This window comes from Streptomyces afghaniensis, from assembly GCF_044327915.1.
GTDB classification, from domain to species: domain Bacteria; phylum Actinomycetota; class Actinomycetes; order Streptomycetales; family Streptomycetaceae; genus Streptomyces; species Streptomyces afghaniensis.
Map to the genome: position 1 here is coordinate 18,763 of NZ_JBIRGJ010000008.1, position 17,567 is coordinate 36,329.

At 70.8% G+C, this 17,567-nt stretch carries 13 protein-coding genes; 10 read left to right on the forward strand and 3 right to left on the reverse strand.

Translation table 11 applies throughout. The features are described from left to right. Positions 1-76 precede the first annotated feature (76 nt). Positions 77-340, reverse strand: coding sequence for a WhiB family transcriptional regulator (locus ACH4G3_RS28885; RefSeq protein ID WP_010034659.1), 264 nt, complete (start codon positions 338-340; stop codon positions 77-79). A 659-nt stretch (positions 341-999) separates the two neighbouring features. On the opposite strand from ACH4G3_RS28885, the gene ACH4G3_RS28890 reads away from it, so the two are divergent. The 4 genes from ACH4G3_RS28890 (at position 1,000) to ACH4G3_RS28905 (ending at position 4,959) form a co-directional block, all read left to right on the forward strand. Beyond that, positions 1,000-1,506, forward strand: coding sequence for a cysteine dioxygenase (locus ACH4G3_RS28890; protein WP_397627259.1), 507 nt, complete (start codon positions 1,000-1,002; stop codon positions 1,504-1,506). A 97-nt stretch (positions 1,507-1,603) separates the two neighbouring features. After that, positions 1,604-2,563 carry a 2-phospho-L-lactate transferase gene (gene cofD, locus ACH4G3_RS28895; RefSeq protein ID WP_397627260.1) on the forward strand — a complete coding sequence of 320 codons (960 nt, stop codon included), beginning with the start codon at positions 1,604-1,606 and terminating at the stop codon, positions 2,561-2,563. Then, the gene (locus tag ACH4G3_RS28900; protein WP_397627261.1) at positions 2,560-3,888 is read left to right on the forward strand and encodes a coenzyme F420-0:L-glutamate ligase; all 1,329 of its coding nucleotides are present in this window, start codon (positions 2,560-2,562) and stop codon (positions 3,886-3,888) included. Before cofD ends, ACH4G3_RS28900 begins: the two co-directional genes overlap by 4 nt. Positions 3,889-3,957: 69 nt before the next feature. Then, the gene (locus tag ACH4G3_RS28905; protein ID WP_397627262.1) at positions 3,958-4,959 is read left to right on the forward strand and encodes a DNA-3-methyladenine glycosylase family protein; all 1,002 of its coding nucleotides are present in this window, start codon (positions 3,958-3,960) and stop codon (positions 4,957-4,959) included. Positions 4,960-5,139: 180 nt separating this feature from the next. Here the strand turns inward: ACH4G3_RS28905 and ACH4G3_RS28910 are convergent, their stop codons facing one another. Both ACH4G3_RS28910 and ACH4G3_RS28915 read right to left on the reverse strand, forming a co-directional pair. Further along, a complete protein-coding gene (locus ACH4G3_RS28910; protein WP_397627263.1) occupies positions 5,140-6,222 on the reverse strand; it encodes a mannose-1-phosphate guanylyltransferase in 1,083 nt (360 codons plus the stop codon). A 135-nt stretch (positions 6,223-6,357) separates the two neighbouring features. After that, positions 6,358-7,896, reverse strand: coding sequence for a peptidoglycan recognition protein family protein (locus ACH4G3_RS28915; RefSeq protein ID WP_397627264.1), 1,539 nt, complete (start codon positions 7,894-7,896; stop codon positions 6,358-6,360). Positions 7,897-8,028: 132 nt separating this feature from the next. On the opposite strand from ACH4G3_RS28915, the gene ACH4G3_RS28920 reads away from it, so the two are divergent. The 6 genes from ACH4G3_RS28920 (at position 8,029) to ACH4G3_RS28945 (ending at position 17,521) form a co-directional block, all read left to right on the forward strand. After that, a complete protein-coding gene (locus ACH4G3_RS28920; RefSeq protein WP_397627265.1) occupies positions 8,029-8,784 on the forward strand; it encodes a TIGR03089 family protein in 756 nt (251 codons plus the stop codon). A gap of 173 nt (positions 8,785-8,957) precedes the next feature. Next, positions 8,958-10,184 carry an LCP family protein gene (locus ACH4G3_RS28925; protein WP_397627763.1) on the forward strand — a complete coding sequence of 409 codons (1,227 nt, stop codon included), beginning with the start codon at positions 8,958-8,960 and terminating at the stop codon, positions 10,182-10,184. Between the two features lie 240 nt (positions 10,185-10,424). Further along, a complete protein-coding gene (locus tag ACH4G3_RS28930; protein ID WP_397627266.1) occupies positions 10,425-12,182 on the forward strand; it encodes an LCP family protein in 1,758 nt (585 codons plus the stop codon). Positions 12,183-12,257: 75 nt separating this feature from the next. After that, positions 12,258-13,922 carry an LCP family protein gene (locus ACH4G3_RS28935; RefSeq protein ID WP_397627267.1) on the forward strand — a complete coding sequence of 555 codons (1,665 nt, stop codon included), beginning with the start codon at positions 12,258-12,260 and terminating at the stop codon, positions 13,920-13,922. A gap of 227 nt (positions 13,923-14,149) precedes the next feature. Next, positions 14,150-15,850, forward strand: a complete 1,701-nt coding sequence (locus ACH4G3_RS28940) for an LCP family protein (protein ID WP_397627268.1) — start codon at positions 14,150-14,152, stop codon at positions 15,848-15,850. Positions 15,851-15,940: 90 nt separating this feature from the next. Next, positions 15,941-17,521, forward strand: a complete 1,581-nt coding sequence (locus ACH4G3_RS28945; protein WP_397627269.1) for an LCP family protein — start codon at positions 15,941-15,943, stop codon at positions 17,519-17,521. The last annotated feature ends 46 nt before the right edge of the window (positions 17,522-17,567 follow it).

The window sequence follows — 17,567 nt, forward strand, 5'->3', positions numbered from 1 at the left end:
CAAGGGGGCCCGCCGCCTGTGGATAACCCACGTGCGACGGGCCGTCAGAGCCGTGCGTACGGATCCGGGATGCCGGTCAGACCGCTGCCTTCTTCAGCCGGCGGCGCTCCCGCTCGGACAGGCCGCCCCAGATGCCGAATCGCTCGTCGTTGGCGAGGGCGTACTCGAGGCACTCGGAGCGGACCTCACAGGCGAGGCAGACCTTCTTGGCCTCCCGGGTCGAGCCGCCCTTCTCGGGAAAGAAGGACTCGGGGTCGGTCTGGGCGCACAGTGCGCGCTCCTGCCAGCCGAGTTCCTCGTCCGCGTCGTCGACCAGCAGTTGCTGCACCGTCTCGGTCATGTGCGCCCCTCGTCTGTCTTTCGCGTCCCCGTGATCTAGCCGTTACCGATTCCGGCTGAACGACACGAGTGAAATTACAAGTGTGCTGCTCCGGGCGAGTCAAGCCGAGATCTGCTATTGAGCCCCTTATTCACTCTGCGGAACCAAGCCCAAGCGGAAAGTGTTCAAATCACCATAAAACCTGACACACCGACGGAGCCCGCAAGGGCTCACGCCGTCCGCCGGACCCCTCGCAGACCTGTACGGAGAAGGACGCCCAGAGGTTCGATCTCGTTCCGACACGCACCTCGAAGCGAAACGGATCACATTCGGATCACGAGTACGCAACGGGGTTTGGTGCGCCCGGTTGGACGCCATGTGTCCCGGGCGGGCAATGAACAAACCTTTCATCTGAGTGAACGACCGGATGAGGTGAACCACGTCGCACACGGCGGGTGCCGAGTTGACAGTGCGGGTGTGAACCGGTGTCCTTGTGGGCATGCTCGCGAACTCGGTCCTCACCTCGACCCGCACCGCCGGGTCCCACGGTGCTGCCCGCGCTCGCTGTCGCTGTTGCTGTTCCAGCTGTTGAGCCACACCTGCTCCAGCTGAAGGCCGAGCCACCCGTCTCTCGGCTTCTGTTCCCTCTGACCTTCTTTCACTGAGGAACCACCGCACCCATGAACAGCGACAGCGACCTCCAGATCGCCGGCGACATCCTCGAAGTCCCGCATCTGCTCCAGACCCCGCGCGAGCACCCGGCCACCGTCGCCGAGTTCGTCGGACTCGCCCGCTCCATCGCCGCCGACCGCTCCCAGTGGGAGCACCTCGTCCGGTACGACGCGACCAGCCGCTGGTACCACCGGCTGCGCACCGGCCCGGGCTACGAGGTGTGGCTGCTGTCCTGGGTGCCCGGGCAGGGCAGCGGGCTGCACGACCACGGCCGCTCCTCCGGTGTGCTGACCGTGCTGGCCGGCACGCTGACCGAGCGCACGGAGCGGGGCTCGCGCGCCTTGCGGGCAGGCGCGCAGCGCGTTTTCGCGCCGGGGTACGCGCACGAAGTCATGAACGACGCCCTGGAGCCGGCGGTCAGCCTGCACGTCTACTACCCGGGCCTGACGGAGATGCCGATGCACACGGCCCAGCACTGCGAGGCCCGGACCCTGCCGGATGCCGTGACCGCCTGACCGGTTGCCGTGCCGTGCCCGACCGGTCGGCGTGACCGCCTGACCGGTTGCCGAAGCCGCCGACCGGTTGTCACAGGCGCCTGCAAGACTGGCTCCCATGCGCATTGTGGTTCTGGCAGGCGGCATCGGTGGTGCCCGGTTCCTGCGTGGTCTGAAGCGGGCCGTTCCGGACGCGGACATCACGGTCATCGGCAACACCGGGGACGACATCCACCTCTTCGGGCTGAAGGTCTGCCCGGACCTCGACACGGTGATGTACACGCTCGGCGGCGGCATCAACGAGGAGCAGGGCTGGGGGCGCGCCGAGGAGACCTTCCACCTCAAGGAGGAGCTCGCGGCGTACGGCGTCGGGCCCGAGTGGTTCGGCCTCGGCGACCGGGACTTCGCCACGCACATCGTGCGGACGCAGATGATCGGCGCCGGGTACCCGCTGAGCGCGGTGACCCAGGCGCTGTGCGACCGCTGGCAGCCGGGCGTGCGGCTGATCCCGATGTCCGACGACCGCGTCGAGACCCACGTGGCCGTCGAGCTCGACGGCGAGCGCAAGGCGATCCACTTCCAGGAGTACTGGGTGCGGCTGCGCGCCTCCGTGCCCGCGGAGGCGATCGTGCCGGTGGGCGCCGACCAGGCGAAGCCCGCGCCGGGTGTGCTGGAGGCGATCGCCGAGGCGGACGTGATCCTCTTCCCGCCGTCCAACCCGGTGGTGTCGATCGGCACGATCCTCGCCGTGCCCGGCATCCGGGAGGCCATCGCCGACGCCGGAGTGCCGGTGGTCGGCCTGTCCCCCATCGTCGGTGACGCGCCCGTGCGGGGCATGGCCGACAAGGTGCTCGCCGCCGTGGGCGTCGAGTCGACCGCGCCGGCGGTGGCCGAGCACTACGGCTCGGGCCTGCTGGACGGCTGGCTCGTCGACACGGTGGACGCCGGCGCGGTGGAGCGGGTCGAAGCGGCCGGGATCCGCTGCCGGGCCGTGCCGCTGATGATGACCGACGCCGACGCGACCGCACGGATGGCGCGGGAGGCCCTGACCCTGGCGGAGGAGGTGCGGGGAGCTTGAGCGCCGAGGTCCCGGAGAACCGGCAGGGTGCCGACGGGTACCGGGTGTGGGCCCTGGGCGGGATGCCCGAGGTCGCGGCCGGGGACGATCTGGCCAAGCTGATCGCGGCCGCCGAGCCCGGTCTGGCCGACGGGGACGTACTGCTGGTCACGTCGAAGATCGTGTCCAAGGCGGAGGGCCGGGCGGTCCAGGCGGCCGACCGGGAGGCCGCCATCGACGCCGAGACGGTACGGGTGGTCGCCCGGCGCGGCAGCCTCCGGATCGTCGAGAACCGTCAGGGCCTTGTCATGGCCGCGGCCGGGGTGGACGCGTCCAACATCCCTTCGGGGACGGTCCTGTTGCTGCCCGAGGACCCGGACGCGTCCGCCCGCGCGATCCGCGACGGACTGCGGGAGGTCCTCGGCGTCGACGTCGGTGTCGTCGTCACCGACACGTTCGGGCGGCCCTGGCGCGCGGGGCTCACGGACGTCGCGATCGGCGCGGCCGGAGTGCGCGTACTGGACGACCTGCGCGGCGGCACGGACGCGCACGGCAACCCGCTCAGCGCCACCGTCGTCGCCACGGCCGACGAACTCGCCGCGGCCGGCGACCTGGTCAAGGGCAAGGCGGCCGGACTCCCCGTCGCCGTGGTGCGCGGCCTGCCGCACGTGCTGGCTCCGGACGACGCAGAGGGAGCGCGGGCCATGGTGCGCGGCGCGCGCGACGACATGTTCCGGCTCGGCACATCGGAGGCGGTACGGCTGGCGGTGACCCAGCGGCGCACGGTCCGGGCCTTCACGGACGAGCCCGTCGACCCCGGCGCGGTACGGCGGGCGGTGGCCGCGGCGGTGACGGCTCCGGCGCCGCACCACACCACCCCCTGGCGCTTCGTGCTGCTGGAGTCCGAGGAGTCGCGGACGCGGCTGCTCGACGCCATGCGTGACGCGTGGATCGCCGATCTGCGGAGGGACGGCAAGACGGAGGAGTCCATCGCCAAGCGGGTGCGGCGCGGGGACGTCCTGCGGAACGCGCCGTACCTCGTCGTCCCCTGTCTGGTCATGGACGGCTCGCACACCTACGGCGACGCGCGGCGCGACGGGGCCGAGCGGGAGATGTTCGTGGTCGCCACCGGCGCCGGCGTGCAGAACTTCCTGGTCGCACTGGCCGGGGAGCGGCTGGGTTCGGCGTGGGTGTCCTCGACGATGTTCTGCCGGGACGTGGTGCGCGAGGTGCTGGGGCTGCCGGCGGACTGGGACCCGATGGGCGCGGTGGCGGTCGGGCATCCGGCGGAGGAACCGCGTCCGCGGCCGGAGCGGGATGCGGGGGCCTTCATCGAGGTGCGGTGACCGGCGCCGGCCGGCGCCTACGCTCGTAGGGCTCCTCTCGCTTCGCATCGTTTCCCAGGGACTTCACTCATGGCAGGACGCTTCGCTCCCCGGCCCACGCGCACCACTGTGCGCGGCGGGCACGTCGGCGTCGCCGGGGGCGTGCCGCGGCAGGCGGCGGGGCCGGGGCGAGTGCGCGACTGGGTGCCGGACGGGCCGTTGGATCTCGGTCTGGTGCTGGGGCCGCTGCGGCGCGGGCCGGGTGATCCGACGTTCCGGGCGACGCCGGACGGGTCCGTGTGGCGGGCCTGTCGTACGCCCGCCGGGCCCGGCACGCTACGGGTCTGCGCGTACGGCGGTGGGGTGCGCGGCCAGGCCTGGGGGCCCGGGGCGGAGTGGCTGCTGGACCGGTTGCCGGAGCTGCTCGGGGCCGCCGACGACCCGTCCGTGTTCGTGCCCCGGCACCGGCTGGTGGCGCTGGCCCGGCATCGGCGGCCCGGGCTCAGGCTGACGCGGAGCGGGCTGGTGATGGAGTCGCTGATTCCGTCGATTCTGGAGCAGAAGGTCACCACCGATGAGGCGTATCGGGCGTGGCGGCTGCTGGTGCGGAAGTTCGGGGAGCCGGCGCCGGGGCCCGCGCCCGGGCGGATGTGTGTGATGCCGGCGCCCCGGGAGTGGGCGTTGATCCCGTCGTGGGAGTGGCATCGGGCCGGGGTGGACAACAAGCGGGCGTCGACGATTCTGCGTGCGGTCCGGGTGGCCGGGCGGTTGGAGGAGGCTGCCGGGATGGAGCCGGGGGCGGCTCGGGCGCGTTTGGAGGTTGTGCCGGGGGTGGGGCCGTGGACGTCGGCGGAGACGGTGCAGCGCAGTCATGGGGCGCCGGACGAGGTGACCGTGGGGGATCTGCATCTGCCCCGGATCGTGGGGTGGGCGCTGGCCGGGGACCGGGATGCCGATGACTCCGTGATGCTGGAGTTGCTGGAGCCGTATGCGGGGCAGCGGCATCGGGCGGCTCGGTTGATCCTGTTGAGTGGGGTGGTGCCGGGGCGGAGGGCACCGAAGATGCCGCGGTGGGATATCGGGGCGTTGTGAGCTGCCCCGGTTTCCAGTGCGGCGGCGTTGTGGCTGAGGCAGGGTGGGTCCGCAGCCCGGCGGAGCGGGGTGCCTCCCCCGAGCTCTCGGCTTCGCTCGAGCAGGGGGGACCCCCATCGCCCTCCCGTGCCGCCCTTGGCGGCACGACTGCCCGCAGCTCAGCCCCGCTCGCGCGTAGGTCTACTGGTCCGACGAGAAGCGGACCGCTCCCGCTGGGATTTGGGCGTCGCACCAGATGCGGGCGCCGTCGCGGAGTTCGTTGTCGGGGCCGATGACCGCGCCGTCGCCTATCACCGTGCCGGTGAGGACGGAGCGTTCGCCGACGCGGGCCCGGGTGCCTATGAGGGAGTCGGTGATGACCGCTCCGGGTTCGATCACGGCGCCCGGGAGGATCGTGCTGCCGAAGACGCGGGCGCCCTCCGCGACGAAGGCGCCCTCGCCGACCACCGTGCCGCCGGACAGCTTCGCGTCGGCCGCGACCGTCGCCGTCGGCAGGACCAGGCGGTCGCCGCAGCGGCCGGGAACCGCCGGGGACGGGGCCCGGCCCAGGACCAGGTCCGCCGAGCCCCGGACGAACGCCGCCGGTGTGCCGAGGTCCAGCCAGTACGTCGAGTCGACCATGCCCTGGAGGTGGGCTCCGGCGGAGAGGAGGTCGGGGAAGGTCTCCCGCTCCACCGACACCGGCCGGCCCTGCGGGATCGTGTCGATGACCGAGCGGCGGAAGACGTACGCCCCCGCGTTGATCTGGTCGGTGACGATCTCCTCGGGCGTCTGCGGTTTTTCCAGGAACGCCAGGACCCTGCCCGTGTCGTCCGTGGGGACGAGACCGTAGGCGCGCGGGTCCGTGACCTTGGTGAGGTGCAGGGAGATGTCCGCACCCGTCGACTCGTGGGTGTCGACCAGGGCCCTGATGTCGAGGCCCGTGAGGATGTCGCCGTTGAAGATCAGCACCGGGTCGTCGGGGCCGGAGTGCAGCCGGGAGGCCACGTTGCGGATGGCGCCGCCCGTGCCCAGGGGCTCCTCCTCCGTCACGTACTCCAGGTGGAGCCCCAGCGCGGAACCGTCACCGAAGTACGGCTCGAAGACCTCGGCCAGATAGGACGTGGCCAGGACGATGTGCTCGACGCCCGCCGCTCTCGCTCTCGCCAGCTGGTGCGTGAGGAAGGGCACCCCGGCCGCCGGCACCATGGGCTTGGGCGTGTGCACCGTGAGCGGGCGCAGCCGGGTGCCCTTGCCGCCGACCAGGAGGATCGCTTCTGTCACGTGTCGTCTCTGCTTCCTGCCGGGACCGGCCGAACTGTCTTTCGGCCGGTCAGTGTATGCAGACCGTTCCGTGGCGCCTTCGCTGGCCGTGCGGCATTCCGCCCCGCTGCCCCCCGACGGCGGTGAACGTGTGTCTCAGCGGCCCTGGTACCGGGCCGCCTTGGAGCGGGCCGAGCCGAGCTTGCCGTAGAGCTTGCGTCCCGGGCAGGACGTCTGGAATCCGTCCCGGTGACCGGAGATCACGTTCAGTCGTACCTTCTTACCTTTTCGGTGGAGATTGCTACCAGCCGACTTCAGGTATGTCTTTCCCCGCGGATTCACCCGGTACAGGCCCAGCTTCCACGCCGTGAGCCGGGCGATGGCCTTGACTGCGGCGGACGACGGCTTCTTGGCGCCGTACGACCCGAGGACGGCGATCCCCATGCTGTTGCTGTTGAAACCAAGGGTGTGGGCGCCGAGGACCGGCCTTGCCACGCCCCCGGCTCGGCCCTCGTAGATCTTTCCGCATTTGTCGATGAGGAAGTTGTAGCCGACGTCCCGCCAGCCCATGCTCCTGACGTGGTAGCGGTAGATACTGCGGATGACTGACGGGGACTGCGAGCAGCGGTAGTTGTTGCCGCTGGCCGTGTGGTGCACGAAGGCCGCTTTGACCTTCTTCGTGTACCGGAAGCCCCGCTCCCGCAGCCCCTCGTTCGCGCCCCAGCCGCGTCGCGTGACGATGCGCGGGCGCGGGCCGACGAACGGCCTCACCCGCTGCTGCTCCGTCAGCTCACCGGCGTTGAGAGTGAAGAACTCCTGCTCGGTCTCCGCCCGGTTCAGTGCCGGGATCTCGGTGGCGCCCAGGGGAACCAGGTCGGTGTTGACCGCGGAGGCTTCGGTGGCGGCGGCTTCGGTGGCGGCGGTGATCTCTTCGGCGACGGAGGTCTCGTCGGCGGCGGCGATCTCCTCGGCGAGACCGGTGGCGCCGGAGTCGTCCTCAGGGGCGTCGGGCGGTGGGGCGTCATCACCCGGGTCGACGAGTTCGAGTCGGAGACCGGAGGGGAGCGGGGGCGCGGCGGGCAGGTTGCGGGCGTGCGTGCCGTGGTGCGCGGAGTCGGCTTGCGCGCTCCCGGGTTCGGAGCGGACGCGGAGTTCCACGCCGTCGGAGTCGCCGACCCACAGCGGCGCCGTGGCGCCGCGGACGCGGCCCGAGGCCCTCTCGGGGGTGTCCGGGTCGGCCGCGTGGTCGCCGTTGTGCGCCTCGACGTCCTGCCAGCCCGACCAGGTGCCGGTGCCGGCGGCCCGGGTGCGGACCTGGACGCGGCCGTGCAGTTCGGCCGCCGGGTTGTCCCAGACAACGCCGACGAGCGAGAAGTGGCGTACGGAGCGGCGGGTCAGGCCCTGTTCGGGGGTGTCGGGACCGGTGGGGGTGGCGCGGTTGCGGGTGAGGGGTTCGAGGGGGAGGGACTGGGTGCTGCCGAGGGCGTACGGCTCGGCCGCGCGCCGGCTGGTCATGGTCGTGTCCGGTGTCCCCGCGTGGGGCGCGGGTCTCGCTGCCGTGGCGGCTTCCGTGGTCGGCACCGGTCTCGCCGTCGCCGCGACGGCGGGCGGAGTGAGCGGGAGGGCCAGAGCGGCCGCACAGGTGACACCGATCGAAGAAGCAAGAAATCCACGCATGCTCCCGATCTTGGACATAGTCCTATAAGTCTGTCCATTTGGGAGTTGACGGGCCGTCGGTCGGGGTTCGGCCGAACCGGTGGCGGATTCACGCCGGGACGGTGGCCGGGCCGTTGGGCGGCGGCTTGGGTGCCGCGTACGCTTGCCCGGGTGAACGCCACCGATCGCACCCCTGCCGACCTGCTGAATTCCGCGCTCGCCGCGGATCCGGGACGCCCCCTGGTGACCTTCTACGACGACGCCACGGGCGAACGTGTCGAACTGTCCGTTGCCACCTTCGCCAATTGGGTGGCAAAGACCGCCAACCTCCTCCAGGACGAGCTGTCCGTCGAGCCCGGGGACCGGGTGGCGCTGTTGCTGCCCGCGCACTGGCAGACGGCGGTGTGGCTGCTGGCGTGTTCGTCGGTGGGAGTCGTCGCGGACGTGTCGGGGGACGCGCGGGCGGCCGATGTCGTGGTGAGCGGTCCGGACGGGCTGGAGGCGGCGCGGGCGTGTTCCGGGGCCCGGATCGCGATGGCGCTGCGGCCGCTCGGGGGGCGGTTTCCGCAGGCGCCCGAGGGGTTTGTCGACTACGCGGTGGAGGTGCCGGGGCAGGGGGACCGGTTCGTGCCGTACGCGCCGGTGGATCCGGACGGGCCTGCGCTGATCGTGGCGGGGCGGGAGTTCAGTGGGGCGGAGGTCGTCGAGCGGGCTCGGGCGGAGGCGTCGGGGCTGGGGCTGACCGGGCCGGGGTCACGGATCCTGTCGGGCTTGCCGTATGACACGTGGGAGGGGTTGAACGCGGGGTTGTACGGGCCGGTGGCCACGGGGGGTTCTGTGGTGCTGTGCCGGCATCTGGAGCGGGCCGGGGAGGGCGTGCTGGACAAGCGGGTCGAGAGTGAGCGGGTCACGGCTATTGCCCGGTAGGGCCTGTCAGCTATCGCCCGGTAGGGCCTGTCAGCTATCGCCCGGTAGGGCCTGTCAGCCGACTGCCTCTCCCCCGTTCAGCCCATCCCCACCCCACCCCCGCCCCCCATCCACGCCACAGTCGTAGGAGCAGTGCGCGCTACGTTCGTACGACGTGAGGGGTGGTCTCTGTCGTGGGCGACACCGGGAGGCTTGGGCCGGGCACGGGGGCGGGGGCCTCCGCCAGTGGGCCTGGGCTGGTGCGACGGCGTCGGCGGCGGTGGGTGCGGATCGGCGCGTTCGGGGTCGCCGGTGTCGTCGTCGCGGCCGCCGGGGCCGGATGGGCCGTGTACGCCAAGCTCAGCGGGAACATCACGCCCGACGAGGCCGCCGCCGCGGAGCTCGCGCGGTACGAGAAGGAGCGGCCCACCTCGCTGGTCAAGGACGCGCGGAACATCCTGCTGATCGGGTCCGACTCGCGCGAGGGTGACGACAACGCACGCTACGGGCGGGACTCCGGGACCGAGCGGTCGGACACCACGATCCTGCTGCACCTGTCCGCGGGCCGGGGCAGCGCCACCGCCGTCTCCCTGCCCCGGGACCTGATGGTGAACCTGCCGGGCTGCCGGCGTCCGGACGGGTCGCGCAGCGCGCCGCGGTTCGCCGCGTTCAACCAGGCCTTCCAGGTGGGCGGTTCGGCCTGCACCATCCGGACCGTCGAGAAGCTCACCGACATCCGCATCGACAACCACGTCGTCGTCGACTTCCACGGCTTCAAGAAGATGGTCGACGCGGTCGACGGCGTTCAGGTGTGCCTGCGGGAGCCGATCGACGACCGGGCTGCCAAGCTGCGGCTGCCGGCCGGACGCGTCACCCTCGACGGCGAGCAGGCGCTCGGCTACGTCCGCGCCCGCAAGACGCTCGGTGACGGCAGTGACACCGAACGGATGGAGCGGCAGCAACGGTTCCTCGGGGCACTCGTCAACAAGGTGCGCAGCAACGACGTCCTGCTGAATCCGGCGAAGCTGTATCCCGTGCTGGACGCCGCCACGTCCTCTCTCACAACCGACCCGGATCTGGCCAGCCTTCGCGGTCTGTACGAACTTGTGCGCGGGCTGCGCGACATCCCCATGGAACGTGTGCAATTCCTGACCGTTCCACGGGAGTCGTACGCGTACGACGCCAATCGCGACCAACTCGTGGAGCCCGAGGCGGAGAGACTGTTCGAGCGGCTGCGTACGGACACACCCGTGGTGGTGGCCGGTGACGTTCCGCGTGGTTCCGCCCCGCTGAGGCCTACCGATTCGCGTGACGGGTCGTACGGGAATTCGTATCCGGGGTCGTTTTCCGAGCCCGCCGTCACCGCTTCTCCTCCACCGACGTTCCGGGGGAACACGGCCGCCGAGGACACCTGTGAGTAAAGCGGGCACCAAGGTCACTCCAAGGCAATGAACTCTTCACCCGGGAAATGGGCGAATTGCCCAGGTGTAGGGACGTGGAATTTGTCACCGTCGTCGTTCGGCACTGAACTGGGCGGTTAGTGTGAGCGATCCGGTGCGCCCGGCTCTGAGGACGGTCCTGAGGTCGCGCACTGTGTGACCGAGACCCGGGTGCCTTGGAGGGGGAGGCGCCGCGTGCCCCGACGGAGGAAACAGACAACCGTGGACGCGCAAGGCCGTGGGCGGGCGGACGATATCGATCCCGCAGACCAGTGGGTGCTCAATCCGAACACCGGTGAATACGAACTGCGACTGCCCACTTCCCCACCGCAGTCGGGCGTCCCCAGCCCTCGCAGGCCACCGGCCTCCGACGGGGTCCCGCCGGCGCGCGGCCGCAGGGATGCCGGCAGCCGCACGGATGCGCCAAGCCGCGCGCGGCCCGAGACGCCCGGCCGTGCGGCCCCGCCGCGCAGGCGCCGCGGGGCGCCGGAGGAGCCGCTGCCGGGACGGCGCGGACGGCGGCCGGCCAAGAAGGCCGCGAAGGGGAAGAAGGTCCTGCTGTGGACCGGCGGCGCGATGGCGTTCGTGCTGGTCGCCGGGGCGGGCGGCGCGTACTTCTACATCGAGCACCTGAACGACAACATCGCGTCGGTCTCCGACGACGGCGCGAGCACCGGTGGCTTCCAGAAGGACAAGGCCATCAACATCCTGCTGATCGGCACCGACAAGCGCACCGGCAAGGGCAACGAGGACTACGGCGACGCGGGCAGTGTCGGGCACGCCGACACCACCATCCTGCTGCACGTCTCCAAGGACCGTTCGAACGCGACCGCGCTCAGCATCCCGCGTGACCTGATCGTCGACGTGCCGGACTGCCCGACCACGCAGGAGGACGGGACGCAGAAGGTCATCCCGGGCACGCAGAAGGTCCGCTTCAACACCAGCCTCGGCCAGGACGGCCGCACCCCCAGCTGCACCATGCGGACCGTGACCGAGCTGACCGGGGTCAAGCCGGACAATTTCATGGTGGCCGACTTCAACGCCGTCAAGACGCTGACCAGCGCGGTCGGCGGGGTCGAGGTCTGTCTGGGCAAGGACATCGACGACCCGGACTCGCACCTGAAGCTGTCGAAGGGCACCCACACCATCGAGGGCGAGCAGGCGCTGGCGTTCGTGCGGACCCGGCACGCCGTCGGCTTCGGCGGCGACCTGAGCCGGATCGGGCTCCAGCAGCAGTTCCTGAGCGCGCTGATGCGCAAGCTGAAGTCCAACGACACGCTCACCAGCCCCTCCAAGATGCTCGACCTGGCCGAGGCGGGCACCAAGGCCCTGACCGTCGACTCGCAGCTGGACAGCATCGGCAAGCTGAAGGACCTCGGCCTGGAGCTGGGCAAGCTCAACACCAAGAACCTGACGTTCACCACGACCCCGGTGATCGACAACCCGACGGAGAAGGTCAAGAGCACGGTCGTGCTGAACGAGTCGACGGCCCCGCAGGTCTTCGACATGATCAAGAACGACGTCTCCTTCACCGCGGTCAAGGAAAAGAAGAAGCAGGAGGCGGCCGCGGTGGCCGCCCGGCTGAAGGGCACCAAGGCCCCGGCCTCCGATGTCCGGGTGCGGATCCTCAACGGCGGTGCCGACCCCGGCAGCGCCCAGGAGACGCTCAGCTGGCTCCAGGTCGAGGAGGGCGTGACCAAGTCGGAGAACGCCGGCAACGCGCCGGCCGAACTGGCGAAGACCACGCTCGAGTACGCCCCCGACCAGGCAGATCAGGCCCGCCGCCTCGCCGACATCATGGGGCTGTCCGGGTCGGCGATGAAGCCGGGCGAGAGCGTGCAGAACGCCCAGGGGCTGCCGACGATGACGCTGACCCTGGGCAAGGACTTCAAGGGTGCGGGCGCTTCCCTCACCGCTCCGTCGAAGGCGCCGGAGGGTGTGCAGAAGTCCACGGCGGACAAGGTCGAGTGCGCCGAGTGACCTGACGGGCCTGGCGTACGTCTCACAGGGCGTACCGCAGGCCTTGTCCGGTGACACGGGGGTGGGGAAGAGCAGATGGCACAGAGCAGCAGTGTGTACGGGGAGGGGACGAAGCCGGGGGCCGTCCCGGGCGATCCGGTCCCGGGCGGCCCCGGCACTCCGGGCAGCCCGGCCGGGCCGGGCGACGGGCACCGCCGGGGCGGCCGTCGGCCCGGCCGTGGTCCCGGCCCCGGTCGCGGTCGCCGCGTCCTGCGCTGGTCGGCGGCGTCCCTCTCCGTGCTGATCCTCGCGACCGCCGGTGCCGGCTACCTCTACTACGAGCACCTCAACGGCAACATCGAGAAGGGCCGGCGCAGCAGCGGCGACTCCAAGGCGAGGAAGGCCGCTCCGAACGCGGCCGGGCAGACACCCCTGAACATCCTGCTGATCGGCTCCGACAGCCGTGCCTCCGACGAGAACGTGAAGCTGGGCGGCGCGCGGAAGGACCGCGGCAATCCGCCGCTGGGCGACGTGCAGATGCTCATCCACCTGGCCGCGGACCGCAAGAGCGCGGCCGTGGTGAGCATTCCGCGCGACACCCGGGTCGACATACCCAAGTGCACCGACCCGAAGACCGGGCGGACGTACCCGCCGGTCAACACGATCATCAACACCTCGCTGGCCCGGGGCGGAGCGGGCTGCACGCTGGCGACCTGGGAGAACCTCACCGGGGTCTACGTCGACCACTGGATGACGATCGACTTCGCGGGCGTGGTGAAGATGGCCGACGCCATCGGCGGGGTCGAGGTGTGCGTGCGGCAGAACGTGTGGGACCGGCCGTTGCCCGGCGTGCCAGGCGGCTCGGGTCTGAAGCTGACGGCCGGCCGGAAGAAGGTCCAGGGCGAGCAGGCCCTCCAGTGGCTGCGCACCCGACACGCCTGGGGCAGCGACCCGCTGCGGGCCAGGGCGCAGCACATGTACATGAACTCGATGATCCGCACGCTCAAGGCGCAGAACGTCTTCACCGACACCGGCCGGCTGACGGACCTGGCCGAGGCGGCCACCAAGTCGCTGCACGTGTCCGAGGAGCTCGGCACGGTGAAGAAGCTGTACGACCTGGGGATGCAGCTGAAGACGGTCCCGACGGACCGGATCACCATGACGACGCTGCCCACGGCCGAGGACCCGCAGGACCGCAACCACCTGGTCCCGGCCGGCGCCGACGCCGACCGGGTGTGGGACATGATCCGCGACGACGTGCCCTTCGACGGCAAAGGCGCGAAGAAGACCTCCGAGGCGTCCAGGACCTCCAAGGCGCCCGAGACGTCCAAGGACCCCGCCGCCGCGGACGACGCGATCGGTGTCCTGGTGCAGAACGCCACGCGCTCGACCACCCTCGGCCCGGTGACCGGCCGCGCGGGCGCCGTCACGCGGGCGCTCGTGGAGAAGGGCTTCACGAAAGCCGCCGCGGACACCTCGGGCGCATTGTCCGAGGAGCGGACCGTGGTGCGCTATCCGAGCGCCGAACTGGCGGGCGACGCGCAGCGGGTAGCCAAGTCACTGGGGATTCCGACGAGTTCGGTGCGGCGTTCCACCGACGTCTCCGGCGTCACGGTCGTCGTGGGCGCCGACTGGCGTACGGGGACGGCCTATCCGAAGCAGCCGGCTCCGAAGGCAGGGGACCTGCCCGGCGACGCGGACGCCCTCAACGGCTCGGACACCGGCAAGTGCATGGACGTGTACGCGCCCTACCGCTGGTAGCGACCGCAGAAGCAACTCGCACACCGGTCGACGACTTCCTTCCGCTCCCTCACATGGAATTGGGCGGAATTGCCCACATGCATGGACCTTGAATTTGTCATTCAGTGCCCATCGACGTTCAACTGGGCGGATAGTGTGAGCGATCCAGTGCTTCTGTGATGACCAGTACCCGTGCGCCTTCCGGGGGGAGAAGGCGCCGCGTGCCCCGACGGAGGAAACAGACAACCGTGGACGCGCAACGCCGTGGGCGGGGGGACCAGATCGACCCCGCAGACCAGTGGGTACTCAATCCGAACACCGGCGAATACGAACTGCGACTGACTCCATCCGGTGCGCAGTCGCCGGTGTCCGGGACACGTGGATCCACTCCCCCGACGCGGGCGGGCGGCGCCCGCACGGACGTTCCGCCCCAGCGCCGGCGGCGCGGTGCGCCCGAGGAGCCGCCGCCCGGGCGGCGCGGTGGCCGCCGGCCGGTGCAGCGGAAGCCGAAGAAGGCGAAGAAGGTGCTGGTGTGGACCGGCGGCACCATGGCGTTCGTGCTGGTCGGGGTCGGCGCGGCCGGCTACTTCTACCTCCGGCACCTGGAGGGCAACGTCACAACCACCGACGTCGGCAGCGCGGGCGCCAGCAACTTCAGCAAGGACGAGGCGTTCAGCATCCTCATCATCGGCACGGACAAACGCACCGGTGAGGGCAACGAGGGCTACGGCGACAAGGGCAGCAGCGGGCACGCCGACACGACGATCCTGCTGCACGTCGCCAAGGACCGCTCCAACGCGACCGCGCTCAGCATCCCCCGGGACCTGATCGTGAACATCCCCGACTGCCCGACGAAGCTGGAGGACGGCTCGGAGAAGGTCGTCCCGGGCCTGCAGGGCGTCCGCTTCAACCGCAGCCTCGGGGAGGGCGGCCGGGACCCGGGCTGCACGATGCGCACGGTGAAGGAGAACACCGGCATCCAGGTCGACCACTTCATGATGGCCGACTTCAACGCGGTGAAGACGCTGACGACGGCGGTGGACGGGGTCGACGTCTGCGTGGAGAAGCCGGTCAACGACAAGGAGTCCAAACTCGTCCTGCCCGCGGGCCCGTCGAAGGTCGAGGGCGAGCAGGCCCTCGCGTTCGTCCGGACCCGCAAGAGCTTCGGCAACAGCGGCGACCTCGACCGCATCAAGGTGCAGCAGCAGTTCCTGGGCTCGCTCATGCGCAAGATGTCCTCCGGTGACACCCTCACCAGCCCCTCGAAGCTGCTGAAGCTGGCCGAGGCCGCCACCAAGGCGCTGACCGTCGACCAGGCCATCGGCAGTGTCGGCACGCTCAAGGACGTCGCCCTGGAGCTGAAGAAGGTGCCGACGAAGAACATCAGCTTCGCGACGGTGCCGGTGGTGGACAACCCGGCGGAGAAGGTGAAGGCGACAGTCGTCCTCGACGAGTCGAAGGCCCCGCAGGTGTTCGACATGATCAAGAACGACGTCTCGTTCACCGAGGTCAAGCAGCAGAAGAAGAAGGAGAAGGACGCCGAGGCCGCGCGGCTGAAGGGCACCAAGGCCCCGGCCTCCGAGGTCCGGGTGCGGATCCTCAACGGCGGTGCCGTCGCCGGCAGTGCGCAGAAGACCCTCCAGTACCTCCAGGTCGAGGAGGGCGTGACCAAGTCCGAGAACGGCGGGAACGCGCCCGCCGAGCTGGCGAGGACCACGCTCGAGTACGCCCCCGACCAGGCCGACCAGGCCCGCCGCCTCGCCGACATCATGGGCCTGTCCGGGTCGGCGCTGAAGCCCGGCGAGAGCGTGACCAACTCCCAGGGCGTGCCCGCCATGACCCTGACCCTCGGCAAGGACTTCAAGGGCGCCGGCGTGAAGCTCGACGCCCCGGTCGAGGCGGCGGATGTGGAGAAGTCCACCGCCGACAAGGTGAAGTGCGCGAGTTGACCCGCTGAGGGCAACTGACAGGCCCGTCAAGCGTCTAACAGGAGGCAGGGCGGGCCTGTCGCGTGCGCGGGGGGCGGGAAGGACCGGGAAGTGACGCAGAGCGGTGTGCGGGAGAACGAATCGCGGCAGGGCGTCCGCCGGGAACCGGGCCCGGGTGAGACCAAGTCGGCACCGGGCGGCCAGGAGCCGCCCCGGCGTCCGCGGCGGCTGCTGAAGTGGTCCGCGGCCGTGCTCGCCCTGCTCATACTCGGGACGGCCGGGGCCGGATACCTCTACTACCGGCACCTCAACGGCAACATCAAGAAGGACGCGCTGAACCTCGGCGACCACAAGGTCGCCGCCCCGACGCCGAACGCCGCGGGGCAGACCCCGCTGAACATCCTGCTGATCGGCTCGGACGCGCGGGACAGCAAGGAGAACCAGAAACTCGGCGGCGCCCGTGAGACGTTCGGCGCCGCGCCCCTGGCGGACGTGCAGATGCTGCTGCACCTGTCCGCCGACCGCACCAACATGTCGGTCGTCAGCATGCCCCGGGACACGCTCGTGAAGATCCCGAAGTGCACCGACCCGGACGACGGGAAGGTGTACCCGGAGACCCAGGGGCGCAGGATGACCAACCAGAGCCTCGGGCACGGCGGTCCGGGCTGCACGGTGGCCACCTGGCAGGAGCTCACCGGCATCCACATCGACCACTTCATCATGGTCGACTTCGCCGGTGTGGTGTCGATGGCCGACGCCGTCGGCGGCGTCCCCGTGTGCGTCGACGCCAACATCCACTCCCGCACCTCCGACGGCAAGGGCTCGGGCCTGAAGCTGGAAAAGGGCACCTCGTACATCCAGGGCGAGCAGGCCCTGCAGTGGCTGCGCACCCGCTACGGCTTCGAGGACGGCAGCGACCTCGCCCGCGCCAAGGCCCAGCACATGTACATGAACGCGATGGTCCGCCAGCTGCGCGAGAACGCCACCCTCAGCAGCCCCAACAAGCTGCGCCGACTGGCCGAGGAGGCCACCCGGGCCCTGACGGTCGACCCCGGTCTCGACACCGTCAAGAAGCTCTACGACCTCAGCGACGAGCTGCGCAAGGTCGAGCCGGCGCGCATCACCATGACCACGATGCCCAACCGGTACGTCGGCGCCCGCGTGGAGCCCACCGAGGACGCCGAGCAGCTGTTCCGCCTGGTGCGGGAGGACATCGCGCTGGACGGCAAGGACAAGGACGGGAAGAAGGCCGCGGAGAAGGACTCCGCCGACCCGGCCGCGGCCGACGACGAGATCGCCGTCCAGGTCCGCAACGGCACCCGCACCGACACCCTGGCCGCGGCACGCGGGCGCGCGAGCACGGTGGCCGGGCTGCTGACCGAGCAGGGGTTCGCCCAGGCCGTCGCCGACACCACCGGCTCGTGGCGCGAGGAGCGGACCGTCGTCCGCTACCCGAGCGCCGACCTGGAGGGCGACGCCCAGCGGGTCGCCAAAGCCCTGGGGATTCCACTGAGCTCGGTGAAGCGGTCGACCGGCGTCTCCGGCGTCACGCTCGTCGTGGGCGCCGACTGGCGGGAGGGCTCGGACTACAAGGCGCCGAAGCGGGACGACAGGACCCCGAAGTCGGCCGACGCGCTCAACGGCGCGGACGACAAGGCCTGCATGCACGTGGACCCGGACTTCACCTGGTGACGCGGACGGGCCCCTCCCGGCGGGGAGGGGCCCGAACGCGTGCGGG

Bases quoted from the DNA above. Each gene is read 5' to 3' on its own strand.
- ACH4G3_RS28915 (WP_397627264.1), bottom strand. From the start codon at position 7,896: ATGTCCAAGATCGGGAGCATGCGTGGATTTCTTGCTTCTTCGATCGGT.
- ACH4G3_RS28935 (WP_397627267.1), top strand. From the start codon at position 12,258: ATGGCACAGAGCAGCAGTGTGTACGGGGAGGGGACGAAGCCGGGGGCC.
- ACH4G3_RS28885 (WP_010034659.1), bottom strand. From the start codon at position 340: ATGACCGAGACGGTGCAGCAACTGCTGGTCGACGACGCGGACGAGGAA.
- cofD (WP_397627260.1), top strand. From the start codon at position 1,604: ATGCGCATTGTGGTTCTGGCAGGCGGCATCGGTGGTGCCCGGTTCCTG.
- ACH4G3_RS28905 (WP_397627262.1), top strand. From the start codon at position 3,958: ATGGCAGGACGCTTCGCTCCCCGGCCCACGCGCACCACTGTGCGCGGC.
- ACH4G3_RS28890 (WP_397627259.1), top strand. From the start codon at position 1,000: ATGAACAGCGACAGCGACCTCCAGATCGCCGGCGACATCCTCGAAGTC.